This window comes from Sporomusa sp. 246TCP1 (assembly GCF_057319775.1).
On sequence record NZ_CM170492.1, the window covers coordinates 4553743 to 4571565 of the forward strand.

24 protein-coding genes, 1 tRNA gene and 2 pseudogenes are annotated in these 17823 nt (G+C 40.2%); 11 read left to right on the top strand and 16 right to left on the bottom strand.

What is annotated here, in order from left to right:
• Positions 1-29: 29 nt before the first annotated feature.
• Positions 30-401, top strand: coding sequence for a hypothetical protein (locus AC1ECB_RS21500; RefSeq protein ID WP_485665699.1), 372 nt, complete (start codon positions 30-32; stop codon positions 399-401).
• Positions 402-464: 63 nt separating this feature from the next.
• The gene (locus tag AC1ECB_RS21505) at positions 465-683 is read left to right on the top strand and encodes a hypothetical protein (RefSeq protein ID WP_485665700.1); all 219 of its coding nucleotides are present in this window, start codon (positions 465-467) and stop codon (positions 681-683) included.
• Between the two features lie 37 nt (positions 684-720).
• Here the strand turns inward: AC1ECB_RS21505 and AC1ECB_RS21510 are convergent, their stop codons facing one another.
• A complete protein-coding gene (locus AC1ECB_RS21510) occupies positions 721-3669 on the bottom strand; it encodes a bifunctional diguanylate cyclase/phosphodiesterase (protein ID WP_485665701.1) in 2949 nt (982 codons plus the stop codon).
• Positions 3670-4159: 490 nt separating this feature from the next.
• Here AC1ECB_RS21510 and AC1ECB_RS21515 point away from each other — a divergent pair, with 490 nt between their 5' ends.
• The gene (locus tag AC1ECB_RS21515) at positions 4160-4552 is read left to right on the top strand and encodes a hypothetical protein (RefSeq protein ID WP_485665702.1); all 393 of its coding nucleotides are present in this window, start codon (positions 4160-4162) and stop codon (positions 4550-4552) included.
• Between the two features lie 525 nt (positions 4553-5077).
• On the opposite strand, the pseudogene AC1ECB_RS21520 reads toward AC1ECB_RS21515, so the two are convergent.
• The 4 genes and pseudogenes from AC1ECB_RS21520 to AC1ECB_RS21535 all read right to left on the bottom strand — a co-directional run bounded on the left by AC1ECB_RS21520 (position 5078) and on the right by AC1ECB_RS21535 (position 8090).
• Positions 5078-6228 (bottom strand): annotated as a pseudogene (locus AC1ECB_RS21520) (IS91 family transposase).
• Complete coding sequence (locus tag AC1ECB_RS21525) at positions 6225-7097, bottom strand: tyrosine-type recombinase/integrase (RefSeq protein ID WP_485665703.1); 873 nt, start codon at positions 7095-7097, stop codon at positions 6225-6227. The pseudogene AC1ECB_RS21520 and the gene AC1ECB_RS21525 overlap by 4 nt, the downstream one beginning before the upstream one ends.
• Positions 7098-7514: 417 nt before the next feature.
• Positions 7515-7742: a hypothetical protein gene (locus AC1ECB_RS21530; RefSeq protein WP_485665704.1), complete on the bottom strand. Its 228-nt coding sequence runs from the start codon at positions 7740-7742 to the stop codon at positions 7515-7517.
• Between the two features lie 192 nt (positions 7743-7934).
• Complete coding sequence (locus tag AC1ECB_RS21535; protein ID WP_485665705.1) at positions 7935-8090, bottom strand: hypothetical protein; 156 nt, start codon at positions 8088-8090, stop codon at positions 7935-7937.
• Positions 8091-9167: 1077 nt separating this feature from the next.
• On the opposite strand from AC1ECB_RS21535, the gene AC1ECB_RS21540 reads away from it, so the two are divergent.
• The gene (locus AC1ECB_RS21540) at positions 9168-9623 is read left to right on the top strand and encodes a CBO0543 family protein (RefSeq protein WP_485665706.1); all 456 of its coding nucleotides are present in this window, start codon (positions 9168-9170) and stop codon (positions 9621-9623) included.
• A gap of 117 nt (positions 9624-9740) precedes the next feature.
• On the opposite strand, the gene AC1ECB_RS21545 is transcribed toward AC1ECB_RS21540, so the two are convergent.
• Positions 9741-9986, bottom strand: a complete 246-nt coding sequence (locus tag AC1ECB_RS21545) for a hypothetical protein (RefSeq protein WP_485665707.1) — start codon at positions 9984-9986, stop codon at positions 9741-9743.
• A gap of 382 nt (positions 9987-10368) precedes the next feature.
• Here AC1ECB_RS21545 and AC1ECB_RS21550 point away from each other — a divergent pair, with 382 nt between their 5' ends.
• Together AC1ECB_RS21550 and AC1ECB_RS21555 are read left to right on the top strand one after the other, a co-directional pair.
• On the top strand, positions 10369-10743 hold the full coding sequence (locus AC1ECB_RS21550; protein ID WP_485665708.1) for a transposase: 375 nt from the start codon (positions 10369-10371) through the stop codon (positions 10741-10743).
• Between the two features lie 37 nt (positions 10744-10780).
• Positions 10781-11059 carry a hypothetical protein gene (locus AC1ECB_RS21555; RefSeq protein ID WP_485669420.1) on the top strand — a complete coding sequence of 93 codons (279 nt, stop codon included), beginning with the start codon at positions 10781-10783 and terminating at the stop codon, positions 11057-11059.
• Here AC1ECB_RS21555 and AC1ECB_RS21560 read toward each other — a convergent pair.
• The 7 genes from AC1ECB_RS21560 to AC1ECB_RS21590 all read right to left on the bottom strand — a co-directional run bounded on the left by AC1ECB_RS21560 (position 10985) and on the right by AC1ECB_RS21590 (position 13287).
• The gene (locus AC1ECB_RS21560; protein WP_485665709.1) at positions 10985-11224 is read right to left on the bottom strand and encodes a Spo0E family sporulation regulatory protein-aspartic acid phosphatase; all 240 of its coding nucleotides are present in this window, start codon (positions 11222-11224) and stop codon (positions 10985-10987) included. The genes AC1ECB_RS21555 and AC1ECB_RS21560 overlap by 75 nt on opposite strands.
• A 20-nt stretch (positions 11225-11244) precedes the next feature.
• Positions 11245-11355: an aspartyl-phosphate phosphatase Spo0E family protein gene (locus AC1ECB_RS21565; protein ID WP_485669380.1), complete on the bottom strand. Its 111-nt coding sequence runs from the start codon at positions 11353-11355 to the stop codon at positions 11245-11247.
• Positions 11346-11489, bottom strand: coding sequence for a hypothetical protein (locus AC1ECB_RS21570; RefSeq protein ID WP_485665710.1), 144 nt, complete (start codon positions 11487-11489; stop codon positions 11346-11348). Before AC1ECB_RS21570 ends, AC1ECB_RS21565 begins: the two co-directional genes overlap by 10 nt.
• 64 nt (positions 11490-11553) lie before the next feature.
• The gene (locus AC1ECB_RS21575) at positions 11554-11823 is read right to left on the bottom strand and encodes a hypothetical protein (protein WP_485665711.1); all 270 of its coding nucleotides are present in this window, start codon (positions 11821-11823) and stop codon (positions 11554-11556) included.
• 26 nt (positions 11824-11849) lie between these two features.
• Positions 11850-12299, bottom strand: coding sequence for an ASCH domain-containing protein (locus tag AC1ECB_RS21580; RefSeq protein WP_485665712.1), 450 nt, complete (start codon positions 12297-12299; stop codon positions 11850-11852).
• A gap of 408 nt (positions 12300-12707) precedes the next feature.
• Positions 12708-12842 carry a hypothetical protein gene (locus tag AC1ECB_RS21585; RefSeq protein ID WP_485665713.1) on the bottom strand — a complete coding sequence of 45 codons (135 nt, stop codon included), beginning with the start codon at positions 12840-12842 and terminating at the stop codon, positions 12708-12710.
• A 319-nt stretch (positions 12843-13161) separates the two neighbouring features.
• On the bottom strand, positions 13162-13287 hold the full coding sequence (locus AC1ECB_RS21590) for a helix-turn-helix transcriptional regulator (RefSeq protein WP_485665714.1): 126 nt from the start codon (positions 13285-13287) through the stop codon (positions 13162-13164).
• Between the two features lie 27 nt (positions 13288-13314).
• Here AC1ECB_RS21590 and AC1ECB_RS21595 point away from each other — a divergent pair.
• The 3 genes and pseudogenes from AC1ECB_RS21595 to AC1ECB_RS21605 form a co-directional block, all read left to right on the top strand.
• A pseudogene (locus AC1ECB_RS21595) lies at positions 13315-13362 on the top strand (hypothetical protein); the annotation flags it as partial.
• Between the two features lie 162 nt (positions 13363-13524).
• Positions 13525-13764 carry a hypothetical protein gene (locus AC1ECB_RS21600; RefSeq protein ID WP_485665715.1) on the top strand — a complete coding sequence of 80 codons (240 nt, stop codon included), beginning with the start codon at positions 13525-13527 and terminating at the stop codon, positions 13762-13764.
• A 278-nt stretch (positions 13765-14042) separates the two neighbouring features.
• Positions 14043-14330, top strand: coding sequence for an ImmA/IrrE family metallo-endopeptidase (locus AC1ECB_RS21605; RefSeq protein ID WP_485669381.1), 288 nt, complete (start codon positions 14043-14045; stop codon positions 14328-14330).
• 306 nt (positions 14331-14636) lie between these two features.
• On the opposite strand, the gene AC1ECB_RS21610 is transcribed toward AC1ECB_RS21605, so the two are convergent.
• The 3 genes from AC1ECB_RS21610 to AC1ECB_RS21620 all read right to left on the bottom strand — a co-directional run bounded on the left by AC1ECB_RS21610 (position 14637) and on the right by AC1ECB_RS21620 (position 15914).
• Positions 14637-14726, bottom strand: a tRNA-Ser gene (locus tag AC1ECB_RS21610).
• Positions 14727-14730: 4 nt separating this feature from the next.
• Positions 14731-15192: a tRNA adenosine(34) deaminase TadA gene (gene tadA, locus AC1ECB_RS21615; RefSeq protein ID WP_485665716.1), complete on the bottom strand. Its 462-nt coding sequence runs from the start codon at positions 15190-15192 to the stop codon at positions 14731-14733.
• A gap of 122 nt (positions 15193-15314) precedes the next feature.
• The gene (locus AC1ECB_RS21620; RefSeq protein ID WP_485665717.1) at positions 15315-15914 is read right to left on the bottom strand and encodes a nitroreductase family protein; all 600 of its coding nucleotides are present in this window, start codon (positions 15912-15914) and stop codon (positions 15315-15317) included.
• A 280-nt stretch (positions 15915-16194) separates the two neighbouring features.
• Here AC1ECB_RS21620 and AC1ECB_RS21625 point away from each other — a divergent pair, with 280 nt between their 5' ends.
• Positions 16195-17253, top strand: coding sequence for a PocR ligand-binding domain-containing protein (locus tag AC1ECB_RS21625; protein WP_485665718.1), 1059 nt, complete (start codon positions 16195-16197; stop codon positions 17251-17253).
• A 26-nt stretch (positions 17254-17279) separates the two neighbouring features.
• Positions 17280-17768: a chemotaxis protein CheW gene (locus tag AC1ECB_RS21630; RefSeq protein WP_485665719.1), complete on the top strand. Its 489-nt coding sequence runs from the start codon at positions 17280-17282 to the stop codon at positions 17766-17768.
• The last annotated feature ends 55 nt before the right edge of the window (positions 17769-17823 follow it).

The following is a 17823-nucleotide window of genomic DNA, read 5'->3' on the forward strand; positions in this document are numbered from 1 at the left end:
CAACTATTGTGAAAAAAGGATGTGACTTTATGTCAACGGTGTCAAGTATTTCTGCGTATACAACATCCACACTACTTTCTACTACAACATCAAGTTCGGACACCACTGCTGATGCCACGACTAATGCCGCTACAACTACCGATACTTCATCATCAGATACATCTGATACTGCTGCCTATTCACTAGAAATAACTCCTGCTCTAATAAAGGCTGCTCTTCAAAACACATATACTTCACAACTTTTAACTCCCTATCAGGATGCCACAATTTCAAATTTAGTTTTGTATGACTGTTATAACAATCTATCATCTAGTGCTTTAAACTATGTTGTTTCATCAGATACCGATTCCTCTACTACTACTTCTTCTTCTTCAACAAGCACGCTTGATTTCTTAGTTTAAAAATTATTCTTATTCAAACACAGTCCATTTATAATAACATTATCTACGATGGGGGGTTATATTATGAATACCATGAATATCGGACAATACTCTACAGCATCTAGTCTCTACTCAGTTAAAACAGCCTTCACCACGGCTCTTTTAAAAAAGGAAATGGATAGTGCTTCACAATCGGTTACCGGTACCATTTCAGAAGCAATGGACAACACTGTTGAAGCACTAAATAAAACCGAAGCAATCAATCCTCTCTCAAGTTCAAACGTAATCGATATTAGTATCTAAAAAACAGCCTTAACGGGCTGTTTTTTTATGTCATACCCTAACAATATTTTTTCCATATTTCCTCTTCCGTCAAAGGTCTACTGATGAAATAACCTTGCATTCTATCACACTTCAACTCCTGCAAGAATGACATTTGTTCTGTCGTTTCAACCCCCTCTGCGACAACGTCGAATCCCATTTTATGTGCCAACTGAATAACCGTTCCCACAATGGCTGCATAATTTCTTTTCTCCAGCAAAGCATCCACAAAGGATTTGTCAATTTTAATGGTATTTACCGGTAATTCGCTGAGATAGGTCAGAGAGCTATAACCTGTGCCGAAATCATCCAGAGAGATCCTGATTCCCTGTTTCTTTAAATTACAGATTTTATCAGTCACCTTTTTGAAATTTTCAATAAGTATCGTCTCAACAATTTCTAAAATTAGACAATTCTTTGAGAAAGCAGTATTCTCTAAAACACTTGCAACTTTAGCGGTAAAATCATCCTGCAGCCATTCTTTAACCGACACGTTGACAGACATATGCACATTCGTTAAACCTGCATCATGCAGCCTTTTGCCAAATAAACAAGCTGTCTGCAAAACCCATTCACCAATTTCCACAATTAAATTACTTTCTTCGGCGACAGGAATAAATTGTGCCGGAGAAACCAAACCATAGTCCGGACTTTGCCAGCGAATTAAAGCCTCAAAAGCAACCAACTGTTTATCCACATTAACAATCGGTTGATAATATAAAACAAATTCGCCATTTTTTAAAGCCTTATGCAAACCAGCTTCTAGTCGCATTTTATTAATAGTATCTGTTTCCATATCAGTTGTAAAGAATTCATAACGATGCTTGCCTTGTTTTTTGGCGCACTGCATAGCAATATCGGCATTTTTCAATAAGGATTTCGTATCACAACCATCATCAGGAAATAATGCAATGCCTATGCTGAGCGTCACCGCCAACGGATCATGGGTGGAAATACATACCTCCCCCACCACTTGAATCAATTTCTGCGCAAATTCGCTTATGATTTGACGATCAGTTTCGCCGGAAAGGATAATTATAAACTCATCTCCACCCAACCGCGCTACAAATTGCTCCTGAGCAACCTTCTTTAAAGCTTTTGCGGTTCGCAGCAGAAACTGATCGCCTACAGCATGGCCCATGGAATCATTGATCATCTTAAAATTATCTAAATCTATAAATAGTAAAGCGCCTGCCCTACGGTTATTTTGATCCTCTAATTCGGCCGACAGTTTTTCTAAAAATGACAGACGGTTGGCCAATCCTGTCAAAATATCGTGGTAAGCCAAATGATGTATTTTCATACTTTGCATTTTCTTCTGTGTTATATCTGTCAAAGAGCCAGCCATACGAATGGGCTTTCCATCTGCATCAAATAATGCCTTACCCCGGCCAAGCACCCATAACATCTCCCCTTCTTGGGTTATAATTCGATATTCACAGATATATTCAGGTGTCTTTCCCGTCAAATGTTCTTCCAATTTTTGCTGCCTTTTATCCAAATCATCAGGATGTATTTTATTTACAACGCGGGGATCGAAAATATCACAGTCTGTAAACATATGTGAGAAATGAAGGTTATCTGCCCATTGTCCTAATAAAGCGACCGTTCTTCCTTTTATATTCCAATCCCATATTGCATCTTTCGAACCCGCAGCCACTAAGCGATATCGTTCCTCGCTTTGAGCCAATTCCTGTGTTTTTATATTAAGCCGATCAAGCTGCACACGCAGTTCCGCTTCCGTCGCAGCCAATTGCCCATAAGTGGCCGCCAACTCCTCATTGCTGGCCTGCAACTCCCTTTCAGCCTGCTGACGGCTTATCTGCATATAGTCAATGGCCTTAGCTACTCCGCCAATTTCATCATGACTGCCAAGCAGCTTATCCGGTAAACGCTCTGAAAAATCGCCGCTGGCCATATGGTTAAGGTGTCTGACTAATTCATCCATGCGCCGGGTCAGTTGATAGGAAAATGCCGGAATAAAGGGCAAGATCATGATAATTAGGACAATTGTCCCGGCTACTAAAGGAATACTGACTTTTTTCGCTCTGCCAGCAATCTCTTCTACAGATACTACCGTGACTAAAGTCCAGTTTCTCATGCCCGAAGTCTGCATATTGACAAAGCATCTTTGCCCTTCAATCATAGTTTCAAAATATGTATTTGAGCCTACCAAAAGGCGCTGGTACTCAGGAAATTCCCAACTGGTAGTACTTCCTTTTGGAGTTAATGCCCCACTACTCGCCAATTGGGCAATGTTATGCCCCAAAAATTCCGGATTTGGATGAGCCATAATTGTTCCATCCCTGGCCAGCATAAAAACATATCCCGTTTTACCTATTTTCATTTCCGAAATTTTTCTAGTAAATTGATCCAAACTTACATCAATACCCAGTACACCAACCACTGTACCGTCGAAATTCCGCACAAAATGCGCTGCAGTCACGGTAAATTTACTGCCGTCGTAGGTCTCATACGGTTCAGACAGAAAAGTTTCTTCCTGATTCTCTATCGCCGGCCTATACCAGGGACGCTTGCGCGGATCCAATCCCTTTTGCGCAGTCCTTCGCGGCCATCCGATAAATCCGCCTTTTTCTGTTCCCAGATAGGCATAAGCTGTCTCCGGATGTTGCTGCGCATATCGTTCAAGTTCCCGGTAAATCTTCTCGTGTACACTGTCATTGCTCGGAGGTACAAATTCTTGTTGTGTATTATAAAATGTATCCACAGTATCCGCCATTTCAACAAACGGATTTATAGCTAAATACTGGCAGTCTTCCTTCATGCCATTCAGCATAGTAACAATCGCATGATCCATTTGGATCATTTCTTTACTAGTACCCTCTCTTATTTCCTTTTCCAGAGCTCCTTCCATCTCCCGATAGACAAAAAAAGCTAGCAATATTAGGGGGACTGTAGTAACAATGATAAATGCAGTGATTATTTTATTACGCATAGAATTGAACATACTAGTGCCACCCTTTCGGCATACAAATCATAAAAAAAAGCCAGGCCTATGCCCAGCATCATTGCTAGTTTATCAAAATGCACCCGGCAATGTTTACTTATAAAATAATCACTTGCATCTGTCGACTGCTAAAATAAATATTCTTAAGTAAAATTATAGTATTTTTTGAGAGTTTCGTCTATAAAAAGTATCACATACTCTTAGTTTCATGAACTCGTTTTATGTATCGATTAAATTGTGGTACAGTAAAATCCACTTCGCCGTAGCGAGGAGCATAGATAAACCCTTTATAAATTAATTGCCAATTTTTCACAGATTTCACGCAGTTTTTCGTATATTTCACTGTTAGAAGCCATAAGCCTTTCAGAAATCTTACCGCCGTTTTTCGATAACGAATTGCGGAGACAATCAGGCGGAGACAATCAGAGGAGACAATCAGGGACGTTCCTTTTTCGTCACTCTAATGTTGCCAAGAAAGGAACGTCCCCCTATGTCCCTAAGTATGTTGAATAAAAATAAAGCAGTTTTGTCTCTCGCTTTAGGTTTAGCAATGGTTTATGGTGCTGGAACCATTTCTGTATACGCATCTCCGAATGAACAGCTTCCTGAAAAACCACCGATTATTCAAGAGCAAGAGCATTATCAAAACCAGACACCTAGCGAAGAAGCGTGCAAGAACCCAAATCATTTAAAAGATCCAAACTGTAGGGAAAACCACCCGTTTGATCCAAACTGCAAACTTGATGAAAAAAAACCTCTCCCTCCCCAAAATAACGAGGATCAGAAGCGTCCTATGCCCCTTAAAAAGCATTTAGAAGAATCAAAGAAACCCTTACCTCCACAAGCTGAAGCTAACAAAAACATTCCCGATACGGATCGTTAATCTTAATGACGAGGAGTGGTATTTCACTCCTCGTTTTTTTATTGCGTAAGCGAATACCACATGCATGGTAAATGGCGTTGGAGACTCACAGGGACGGTTATTGTGAAAACAATAGGGTCCCTGTGAGTCTTCGACCACGCCACCAGGCTGTTTGCCGCTGGCTGTCACGCTAAAGACGTGCAGGACCGGCTGTAGACTCGCGGGGACGGTTCTTGAAGGTATCAATCGGAAGTTTTGCGCGCAAAAAGGCTCAATTAACAGCTCCCGGCTGCCAGTTGAGCCACAAAACTATCTACGCGCAAAATTTTTGATTGCCTCAGAAGAATGAAGTCGCGGGCTGCCCAGCTATGGAATTTCAATCTTTTTCTCTTGGTTTTTGATCGTTAATTTTTTCTGTTTTCGTACATTTTTTTGTGCTTTACTTTGCTGATTTGTAATAAATTGGGCTTCATTTGTCTTGATTGGACATACCTTCCCCCTCCCCACAAACGGGTCTTGGCAGTATCTATTCAATTTTTGCAACTATTAAGGCGATGCCTCTTTGGGTAACGAATAGCTTGCCTGTAATTTACCTTTTCCACATACAGGACACCTCGTTACATCCCGGCCTACAAGAATGCATAGAATCTCAACAGTTGTAAGACCTTCAAATTTTGGTTTGTAGGTTGGACTTAACGTTAGTTTTCTGCTTAGTTCCAGCTTGGTCTTTTTGTTTCGGTTGGCAAGGAGTCCATAATGCCTGATTTTGACAAAACCTTTGGGAAGTACATGCAGTAAAAATCGCCGGATGAATTCAACGCCACTGAGCGTTAGCGTTTTTGTCTGGTTGTTGTCGTTAGAGTCTCTTACGGTAATTGTCACCGTATGTTCATCCATGGCGACAATGCGCGTATTGGATAAGGCTATCCGGTGCGTGTACCTCCCCAAATATCGGACAACAGCGAGTGGTCCGGAAAAAGTCTTTTTAGAGTAAATGTACCAGTTTTTGGCATAACACTGTTTGAGTAAATCCCGGAAACATTTTGGCTGTTGATATTTCTGGGCATCTCCATAAAACATCAGCAAGTTTTGGCGGTAGTATTGCTTGATGTGGTGAAGAAATTTACCTCGAAACTTTTTAGCTAACACCTTTACTGGAATGAAGAACTTCTTGCTGCTGTTTCGCCATTGATTGTTTTTGGTTAGTCCACCTGCCAATACCACAGTATGGATGTGCGGATGATAGTGCAAATCTTGTCCCCAGGTATGCAGCAAGGAAAAAAGCCGATCTGTGCACCAAGATATTTGGTATCTTGGGAAAGTTCCGCCAAGGTTTGGGCTACCGCTTTATACAACAAGCCATAAAGCAATTCCTGGTTTTGATAAACCAATGGCTGAAGCTGTGATGGTAAAGTAAACACAACATGGAAGTAAGGGGCATTGAGGATATCTTTGCTTCTTGCGTCTACCCAAACTGCCTTATTAATACCCTGACACAAAGGGCAGTGCCGATTTCGGCATGAATTGTAACGAACAACCATATGGCCGCATTCTTCGCATTCAAACGTATGACCACCTAAAGCTGCTGTCCTGCAGCGCATGATATCATTAGCGGCTTTGGCTTGTTGTATGTATGGAGCATAGCTTTGTTCATACTGGGGATAAAACTTAAGGAAAACATCCTGTACCGTAGTCATTTGGAGTTGCTGTTTCCAGTATCAAGAGGGCTCTTAATGCCCATAAGGCTTTTCGATGTCATGTGCAAGTATGTCATTGTAGTCTGAAGATTTTTGTGCCCCAGCATTTGCTGGATAAACACGGGATCGACCCCATCCTCTAAGGCATGTGTAGCAAAACAATGCCGAAGCGTATGGGCAGAAATATTTTGTTTTATTTGCAACTGGTTGCGCAGCTTAATCATGGTATTTTTGATGGACTTGACGTTAATGTGCTCGCTTTTGTGTTGTCCTGGAAACAACCAATCGTCCATTTGGTAGCTTGAAAAATAGGCCCGGAAGTACTTTCGCAATACATCAAGGGCCAGTTCTGATAAAATGGTGTATCGATTTGTATTATGTTTGGCGTTTTCTACCCGTACACGCATACTTTTACTACAAATGTCACAAATCTTCAGTTTAGCTACTTCGCTGACCCTGAGGCCACTACCGTATAGTAATGCTAAAATAGCTTTATGCTTTAGATTCGCAGCTTTATTTAATATTGCCAGTACATCTTGTTTAGCTGGGATGACTGGAAACTTACGTATTCTTTTCATACGGGGAATTTTTAAGGGGTTCCACTCTTTATCTATGATACAGGTATGAAAGAATTTGACAGCAGAAATGTAACAATTGATGGTTCCAGCTGACAGACCCTTTTCCTTTTTGAGATAGAGGATATATTGTTGGATATCGCTATCTGTAACGTTTTCCATGCATTTGTGCTGATTTTGCATATAATTGATGAAGGCAAAGATTCTTCGCAAATAGGATTCCCGTGAAGATTCCGGAGTCCCTTTAAGTTCAAAGTATAGCTCAATCTCTTGTTTATATTGTTGCATAGACATACTACCTCCTGATTTTTTGGTTTTGTGAAGCCAATTCATGGCATCAGGAGGAGCTCTAGCTGTGTTAAAAAACGTATGTATTTCAGTCTTAGGACATGGTATAATCATAAAGTAAAAAGTACGTTCCTCCTTTCTGGTTTGTTTGGTTTGGCGATTAAACAATACCACAAAAGGGCGTACTTTTTACATTTTTCATGAAATTTTTATTTACGGGAGACTACCAAGGCCATCGCGTGAGCGATTTCGTTCTTCTTGAAGGTATCAATCGGAAGTTTTGCGCGCAAAACTTCCGATTGATACCTTCAAGAACCGTCCCTTTGATTCCATGAAACTGTGATTTTAGATAGGTATTAGGTATAAAAAAATAAAAATCCACCCCCAACCGTCAGGCTGAGAGTGGGATTTACAGTTGTATTATCAGTTATGAGGACCATCATGTGGTGGCTCAGGTTGCGGTGGTTGCGGCTTATGATGATGTGGCTTTTTGTGGTATGGATCATTAGGATCTGGCTGAGGTTGATGACCGTCAGCTGCAAGCATTTGATAATTTGGAGTTACCCCCTGGTTTTGATTATCATGGGCACTTACCATTGAAGAAAGGCTCAAAACAAACATAGCAATCATTAAGACTAACATTTTTTTCATTATAGTTCCTCTTCTCTATGAATTTTTCTAGGCTATATTTAGGATTATACATTCCATTTTTTAGAATTAACTTAGAAAACCCTTCAGGAAGTCATTTAATACAGTAGCAGTTACCAGATATTCACGTTCACTGGAATCGCTCATGGTGATTCGAAGTAATACATTTCTACTTGACTCATAGGAGGTGTAAAATCAGAACCGGACACGGGGACGATGGGGATCATGCTCCGGCAAAAAGAACACCGCTGCCTGGTGAATGGGCAGCGTCCCCTGCCCATTAGCGAGTTCCCAAATTTCATCATATAGCTCAATTTCTTGTTTCTTACAATCCAGGTATCTGATATTCATAAGTCAGTAAACCCTTCCTCCTAATTTTATCTGGAGGAAATTAAAAAGGATCACATATGCAGGATTATTTCTACCCTACACATGCGATCCAAATCGATTTTTGCAACAGTATCAAGATACAGGAAACAACCCAAATAACAGAACCCATCAACGTGTCCTGCCAAACCTGTATCAAGATATGATACCATCGAATACTGCATGCAGTCGCTCAGCCCCTGCTTAACGCGTCAATCATTACACTCCAATTGTCAAAACTTGTAATTCAGCTAACAACCGGGTATAATAAGATTGTCGTCGTGGACAGTTCGCTGTTACGTGTAGGTGCGCGTTCACCTGCTCGTGCCCATAGGTGCTCCAACACCTATGGGACACGGCGACCTTACTTTTTAATTTCCACCTATTACTAATATTCAAATTGAGGGTAGTTTGTCGGAAAATCGCCTAATTTAATACATCTTAGTCGGATAAATCACCCTTCTAGCGACTGAATTATTACAACTTTTCTCGTATAATTAAGATAGGACGGGGTTACGGCCCGTCCTAAACCGAATAAGGAGTTGAGTACTATGCACTTGAAAACGAGATGGTTTACGCTAACCGTTTCAAGTGGTGCCTTATGGTTGATCTATCAAATCATCCATGAAGCAACCAAGTAACCTCCCTATTCAATGAACGTCCCTACGCCAAATAGGGACGTTCATTATGTTCTATGCATATTATAACCGATTTAGAACCCGTTTAGAAGTTAATTTTCATTAAAAATGTATAATTTATCACTACTAATTTATTTTATTCCAAATCCAAGATCTAAAGCTCTCCCTGCATGCCTCCTTTACCGACACGATTACCAACGGCATTTTTATTGCCTTTGGGTGCGCCATGGCCTTTGGCATTTTGGTCGCCGGGTGGTGGAACCTATTTTGGGGGTTTGGTACGCATCTATCCATTTCAAGTGGTACATTCCCTTTCGCAATGGGTACGTCATTGGTAGTACGTTACTTCTTTAATTTTTTTGATTTTATTGACCTAAACTACATAGTCTAAATCTAATGTATTCTCTTAGTAAAGGATGATATTATGTCTACTGAGTTATTAATACAATATTTCTCTATACTTATTGCTATAGTGGCTGTTATTGTTGCTCGTAAAGAATTGAAACGGTTTATCCCTGTTGGATTGTTTGCCAGTTACTATGCTAATCTTTGTTGTTATATTGCGAATTATTTTCACTGGTGGGAATTTCCGACTAGACTTTTAACTGGTATAAAAGACATTTCCTTTACCGTAAATGTTGTTATTGTACCAGTCCTAGCTATGTTTTGGGTAAGGTACTCTCCAATGTCAAGGATTAAGTGGACTTTTCTTTGGACAACGATTCTAACAGGATTTGAATATTTTGCTGTAAAGTATACCAACCTGATTGTATATCACAATGGATATAATTGGTATCATTCGTATGTCCTATGGTTAATCAGTTGGTACATTTGGTATTCATTCCATAAGTGGTTTTATAAAGATAGTGAGCCCCACTAATAACAAACTATCATGGTCCCTCCCATTCCAAAGCCGCTGCATTCCGTTCCTTGCCAAGAAAGGAACGTCCCCCTATGTCCCTCAATACATTGTTAGTAGTGTCAAACCCTGTACTCTTCAAGACTTTTTGTGTTTCAACAAGTGGTATAAGATTGAAGCTCTTATTAGAATATTGCTCTGTGTATTTTGTGTTCCAACTTCTTGTATGTATCCCTTATTTTCCTCCGTAGAATTGATATAAGGTATTACCGCAATACTGGGTTTAGTAATAGATGGTTGAACAATTTCTTCTGCAGACACAATAATAGCACCAATCGACATTAAAAACAGACATAAAACTGTAATAATAGTCAGTTTTTTCACAAAATCACTCCATTCAATTATTATAATTTTATTATAGTTAACTAATTTACAAAAGTTTGTCAAATTGTAATTTATATTTCTATAAACTGAAGAAATTAGCTCCCGGCCAGTGCCGAGGGCTTTATATATGGATAATAAAAAGTTTCTTGAAATAGATGATTGGTTTGAATTTTTAGGCGGGGAAAATACTATGACAAAACAAGCCTTTTCACCTTTTTAGAAGTATCCCCATAATCGGGATGGATACCCCGGCAGCATTACTGAAATTCCAAATACAGTTAACAACAGAGAACATTTCGGATATTATCATAACCAAAGTGACAGGCAGCAAGCAAGGGCGATGGTATGTGTGTGATATATGATATAGAAAATGATATCATACTTGAATCTGATATACGTACATGGAAACACAGAAAGAGATGTAGCAAAAGATCTTATCGAAAGGCTTGAGCTTAAAGGCTTTAAAAATGATTTATTTTTGTTTGATCGGGGTTATCCATCAAAAGATATGTTTGATTTTTTAGAAAGTAAACAATTGAAATACTTGATGAGAGTAAAGGTTAATAAATTTCTTCCGGAATTTGACAGAGCAAATGATCCGGATCAACTTTTCACGCTTATTCATAAAAATAAGACTTTAACAGTTCGAATCATTAACGTTATTCTGGCAACTGGCGAAGTAGAAAAGCTAGTCACCAATATTATGAATGTGGATTTAACTACTGATGATTTCAAAGCTCTGTATTTTAAACGCTAGGGAATTGAAGTTAAATACAGTCAGTTAAAAAGCAGATATGGTTGTTGGTACTGGTTTAGGTTTAGGTTTAGGTTTTGGTTTTGGTTTTGGTTTTGGTTTAGGTTTTGGTTTTGGTTTTGGTTTTGGTTTTGGTTTTGGTTTTGGTTTAGGTTTAGGTTTAGGTTTTGGTTTATCATTTACGGTATCGCCTCCTGTTTTTGGGCATAAAGAAACCGTCCTATTCGAACGGTTTCTTTATCTCTTACCTTGTCTTAAACATTTTGTGATACTTATTGAGAACTTCGTCAAGTTGCTTACTAATTTGCATTACTTCTAAATCTGAAATGCCTTTTTCAAGAACTAACTTATTTAGCACTTGGCGAAGATTCTCAATTTGACTTAACACTTCGTCATAATCTCCCATGTTTTCCCCTCCTTCCCTGATAAAGAACAATTTACCAGGAAAAAATAGAGAATTGGTAAAAAACTGATTGGGGGACATGAAAAAAGAGCCATAAGGCTCTATTTATTAATTTTTTCTGACAGCATTCGCTGGTACTCATTTAATAGCACATCAAGCATCTGGCTTGCCCGGACAACTTCTGGATCAGTTAATGTTTTCTTTAGAGCAATTCATTCATCTTAGTGTGTAACTTTTCAATCATTTCCTGAAAATTATTTCGTCCATCCCCACAATCCTTACACCGCTTATGCTCTGAATGATTAGCACTCCAGTAGAAACAATTGCCACAACTCTTATTATTCATATGTACCCCACCCCCACAATAATAACACCATTAGGGCGACACTATGCCGCCCTTTTTCTATGCTCTATCTGCTTTCCTTAATTACTATTTTCCCTTCCATTATCCCGAAGATCGAAGACTCCTTAAACTCATACGTCTCAGGCTGTTCATCGGTTCTCATAGGCCTTGTTACCAACCATAGGCTATTCTCTTTCCAAGTGACATTTACAAGCTTTGTATTTGCCGGTAATTGTTCGGTGGTTGTGCCTCCTAATTTTCTCGCTGTATATTGGCATCCAGTTGTTAAGATCAAAGATCCGAGTATAAAACAAACTAAGATAATCTTTTTAGACATTGTTTTCCCCCCAATAAGTTATTTTGTTAGATTGTTTTCGCCGCTGCATGGTTACACCCCTCCCACTCCCAAAGCCGCTGCATACCCTTGGCCGGTACAGGCTCGATCTGGCGTACGTTGTTCAATATCCAGGCATAACGGCCAGGCTGAAAATCACCAAACGCTATTTCTTCTTTGCCGTATATATCACGCCATAACACAATCTTATCCATGGCCATTTCTTCGCAGGCAATCAAGTCAGCTAAGGCAATCACCGCACCAAACGGTAAATCATTACGGTTTCCATATCCCATATCATCAAGAGTCTTCCTGATCGGATCTACAAGAGATAAATTCCAGAGTTTACGGTCAAATCTTGCTCCTGCATGAATCGCAATTAGCCCCCTATACTTAGTCGGCCAGTTCCGTGTCTCTATCTGCTTCACGCCGCAGGCAATTAACGACGCCCACGGTTGCAAGATTGTGATGGCTTTCATACTTATTACGCCTCCCTGCCATGCTTCAGATCATAATACTTGTCCTGCAAGGCATACAATGATTCTCTGAGCCTCCTGGCATCCCTCTCAGCTTCAGACTTAAGTTGACGCTCTCTTGCCACTTGACGCATCGCTGCAGCTATCTGCTGCCGGTTACTGCCTGTCCGATAGAACGAGATACCTGCGCATATTATTTAACGTTTCCGGGCTCGGCAATGTGTGCTTCGGTTTTCTTACTGTCCTTAGGCTGCCATCTTCCCGGTAATAAACTAAGCCAATATTATCAGGCAACTCTGTCTTGGCAGTCATCTTGTCCGGGCAAGCGAAAGAGAAACCTGTGCAAAACGGCAAGTAATCGGTATATTTCTTATCTCTAAGAAGGTCGCTTCGCCCCCTTCTGCGGCAGCTTCACGAAAGGTTTATGGCAAAGATAGTTATCATGCACGTCCACGACTTTTGCATGCTTTTCACATCATACATTTGAATGCCGGTACCCGGCAGAATCTTACCGCCGCTGGTGGCACAGTTTTTGCGTTTTGCCAAGATATCACCCCACTTGTCCAAGTTCATTTCAGCCGGAATTATCCGGCTTTGTTATCAGCTTGTTCCTTGCGAATTGACTCAGTATCCAGCACAGAATCAAAGGCTATGGTGCATCTACAGTGACTTCGGATTTGCCACGAATATTTCTACGCATTGAAGATAAGTACAAAAAGAAGCTTGCATATATCGCCAAATTCGAAGGCAGATCACTAAATATGCAGGTGCGACAGGCTTTAAAACAACACATTGCTGATTTTGAAAAGAAGTTCGGGGAAATTAAGGTGGATTAGTAATTACCCGGTTTTGGGCAGTTTAGAATTTAGACACATTTCGTTTCCACTATTGTCAAAAAAATTTCTTCAACTGATACATGGAAGAAATCTGCAATTTTTTTAGCAAGAATTAAAGATGGATTCCTACTTCCTCGTTCAATAGCTCCAAGCATCTAAAAAAGCTCAGAGTTGAAAAAGATATATCTCAATATAAACTTGCTGAGTTACTTGGATTTTCAAGAGGACAGATTGCCAATTATGAACAAGGAAGACGCGAGCCTGACCATAGCACTCTCCAAAAACTCCTCTTGATGAAGAGGACAGGCAAGAAATACTTGATATTATCCAGTACCACCTTTACAAAAGGGCGAAAGAACTTAATAAGCGCAAACCGAAAGGAGATGTTACTGGTGAGTGAAGAACGGTTTGACCTCCTTGAAAAAAAGATGGAACAACTAATCACTATGGTTGGTAATAATAACGCTTCCATTGAAGAATTACGCCAAGACAATAAAGAAATTAAACAGCGTCTTGATAGCCTAGAAACTAAAATTGATACCGGATCTAAAAACACTAAAGAGGCTAACGATGCCCTCCTTGAACTAATCGAAAAAACGTATCAAGAAGTTCGAAGTTGTGCCTCGCGTTGAGACTAAGCTTGATATCCTAGCTAAACGGCTTTTTGAAAATGAAGCAGAAATCTCACTACTTAAACGCGCTAAGTGATATAACACCACTCTAATGCGTTTTTATTTATCGTTTTTTGGCGAACGTTAGTTTTATGACCGGAGGCATATATGCGCATTAAACAACGTGCAAACAATTTAGCAAAAAGTACCACACTCGCAGCCCATACGAACTAGCTTCCTATTTGAATATTGAGGTAGTCTTTAGACCTATGTAACGTACTCGAGGCGTTTGTGATCGAATTTTAAAGAGAAAATTTATAGTAATAAACAGTAATTTGCCAGCTCACTTGCAAAAGCAAACTTGTGCTCATGAGCATGGTCATATCAGATTACACAAAGGCTGGGGATATTACTTTATGGTTGAACATACCTTATTTTCTCCTAGTCGATTTGAGCGACAAGCAAATGAGTTTGCGTGGTGGTTACTATTCGATGAATGCTACTGTAATGATATGTATGACGGGGAAATCGAAAGATACGTGAAGGAGGATGGTATTTTTGAGTTGATAGAATATGTGAATTTATAGGACAAGTTAGAGAGGAGATGAGTAAAGATGCGTTTATCACCGCTACAGCAAAAACTTCTCGCTGGCTATTTGATTTGTATGATGATTGCTTGTATTTATGTTCCTAATACCTCAAGAAAAAAGAAAAGCCCTCGAGGAATTCGAGAAGCGTTTTAAAAAATAAATTTGTTTCTATATGTAAATACCGTGTTTTTACGTGTGTAAGATATGTAAAAACTTTAATTTTGCCTTGTCATGGATACAACTATGGATACAAGTTAACCATAATTAAAAGGCTTCGGATATGCTCCGAAGCCTTGATTTCACTGGCGGAGAGGGTGGGATTCGAACCCACGGTCCCTTTGACAGGACACTTGATTTCGAGTCAAGCACCATCGACCACTCGGACACCTCTCCATATTTATTTCCTACGCATACAGAAGAATTCTTTCATAATATGGGAACATTCTTCGGCGCGTACTCCGGCTGTTACTTCCAACTGATGGTTGAGCGCAGAATGTTGTACAATATTAAAAAGAGATTCCACTGCCCCCGCCTTATAATCCGGGCTACCATATACCAACTTGTCAACCCGGCTCATGACCAACGCACCAGCGCACATGGGACACGGCTCTATCGTAACATAAAGTGTCGCTCCCGTCAACCGCCAGCGACTCAGCTTTTGACAGGCTTCCCGGATGACTATTACCTCTGCATGTGCAGTAGAGTCATGCCAATTTTCGCGCATATTGTGTCCACTGGCAATAACCTGGTCGTCCATAACCAAAACAGCCCCAATCGGCACTTCTCCAAGGTCGAAAGCTTTTTGGGCCTCAGCCAGCGCTAAACCCATATAGTAGTTGTTATCCAATATTCTCACCATCGCAAGAGCCTATTACACTTACTTTTGCTATTATATCCTGCACACCGAAAAAAATCAATATCTTACACCCTGGATAAGTTTAACTAAGCGTTAGCGGGAATTTCCAGCTAACGCTTACCATATTATTTAAAAATTTTTATCCGTTGTGCCAGCGGCTGAAACTCTTTGTCGCCAGGTGCTGCCGTAGATTTACCAAATGGCATCTGTGCGATCAGCTTCCAGGTCGCCGGTATACTCCACTCTTGCTTGACGGCTTCGTCAATAAGAGGATTGTAATGCTGCAATGATACGCCGAGACCTTCGATCTCCAATGCTACCCAAATCACATGTTGCAGCATGCCGGAAGCTTGATTGGACCAGATGGGGAAGTTGTCACTATATGCTGGGAATTGCTTTTGCATATTTTCAACAACTGCCATATCTTCAAAGAAAAGCACCGAACCATATCCATTAGCAAAACTATTAATTTTCTCTTCTGTCTGAGCAAATCGTTCGGCCGGAACTATTTTTTTAAGCTCATTTTTGGCAATGTTCCATAGTTCATCGTGGTGTTTTCCTAAGAGAATAGCCACTCTGGCAGTTTGCGAATTAAACGCTGAGGGAGTATACTTGACAGCCTCCTGGATAACCTGGTGAATACGTTCATCAGTAGTTACAATGTCTTTACTGATACTGTAAAAGGTCCTTCTGTCTTTCACTGCCGCCAAATACGTTTTCTCCATGTTCTCAACCTCCATTTAATATTTCCTATTCATTGAAAATTTGTATCTATTATTAAATATACTTCGCCACACTATTCTACTTACCTTGTTGCTTCCGAGGTTAAAATTGTCGTTACATTATTCGACATAAATTTTTATTATTATTGTTTTATCGACTTGTTACTGCCTATGTGAAAATAATAACTATATTCCAATACAGGATTTGCCGAATTCAACTAGAATATTACTAATTAGTTAGAAAATTCGGTACCTTACCAACAACATATAAGGGGGAATTTACATGAGCCAGCAAGGACCACAAAACAGAGCCACCAGTTATGAAGTAAATTTAGACACTCTTAAGCTAACCGATATAATCGATATTGGGTTTTTGCAAAAATTTCAGGATGATTTTGCCAAGGGCGTTGGTGTAGCCAGCGTTACAGTTGATCAGGACGGCAAACCAGTAACAAATCCCAGTATGTATACCAGATTCTGTATAGACTATACTCATTCGACAGAATGTGGTGACAAACGCTGTGCGGAATCACATCGCAAGGGCGGCGAAGAAGCCGTACGCACCGGTAAGCCTTTTGTGTTCGAATGCCATGCAGGGTTGATTGACTTTGCTGCGCCGATACTAGTCGAAGGAAGGTTACTGGGAACAATCTTAGGCGGTCAAGTTCTCACGTCAAGTCCTGACGAACCAAAATACAGAAGAATCGCTGGCGAAATTGGTGTTGACGCCGACGGTTATGTTGAAGCTACCAAGGAAGTACGCATCCTATCAAGAGAAAGCATCGAATCAGCTGCCAATGTACTTTTCACGGTTGCTAATGCTATATCCAAGAGCGCTTTTCAGCAGCGAAAACTCAAAGCAGTAGCTACAGTATTGGATGACAGTCTGCATCAAATTTCAGCCACCATGGAGGAATTAGCCGCTTCAGCTGGCACGGTAAGTGACAATCAGGCTAATTTAAATTCTGAAATTGGTAATGTTAGCTCGGTTACTGGTGAAATCAATAGTGTTATGGATCTTATCAAAGAAATCGCCGATGAAACCCGACTGTTAGGTTTAAATGCAGCTATCGAAGCGGCCCGGGCAGGTGAGGCCGGTCTGGGCTTTGGCGTTGTGGCGCAAGAAATTAGAAAGCTATCCGCAGACTCCAAAGCAACGGTTGGTAAAATCAAAGAATTTACAACCCTAATAAGAAATTCTGTTGATCGCACCGTTACTATGGGCAGTGAAACTGCGCTAACTGTTGAACAACAAGCAGCAGCTATTCAAGAGGTAACCGCCAGTGTACAGGAAATTACTAGCATAACTGAGCAATTAACAGCTTTGGCTAATGAGACCTGATCTAGTAGGAACGGAGGAATAAGCTTATGGCAAACATTCAATTAGTCATTTTTGAAATCGATGGCAGTGAATACGGCATTGATGCCTTAACTGTTAATGGCATTCTACGCGCCCAAAAATACAAAATACAGAAAATACCCGGACTTCCTCGCGAAATCGAGGGTATGATCAATCTCCGCGGACAAGTAAACTATATCTTCAATTTACGCAAGAAATTTGGACTAAACGAAACATCTGACGCAGAAGAAACCAAATTTATCATGTTAAATATTAATGGGCAGGTCGTCGGTTGTATTGCCGACGAAGTAACAGATATTGTCCACTTTAATGAAGAAGATTTACAACCAGCACCCACCCTGAGTAGCAATCTTACCCTAACCTACATAAAGGGAATCGGCAAAGTGGATGAGCGTATGATTATTATTCTTGATCCTATACAATTGCTATCTACAAAAGAGAGTTTGGATTTAGAAACTCCGTTGGTAAAACTATCTGATTTAGCCATTCCCTCTTAAGTGTGAAGAATCTATCGATACTTTCCTTATCATATTTTAGACAAGCGCTCCCCTA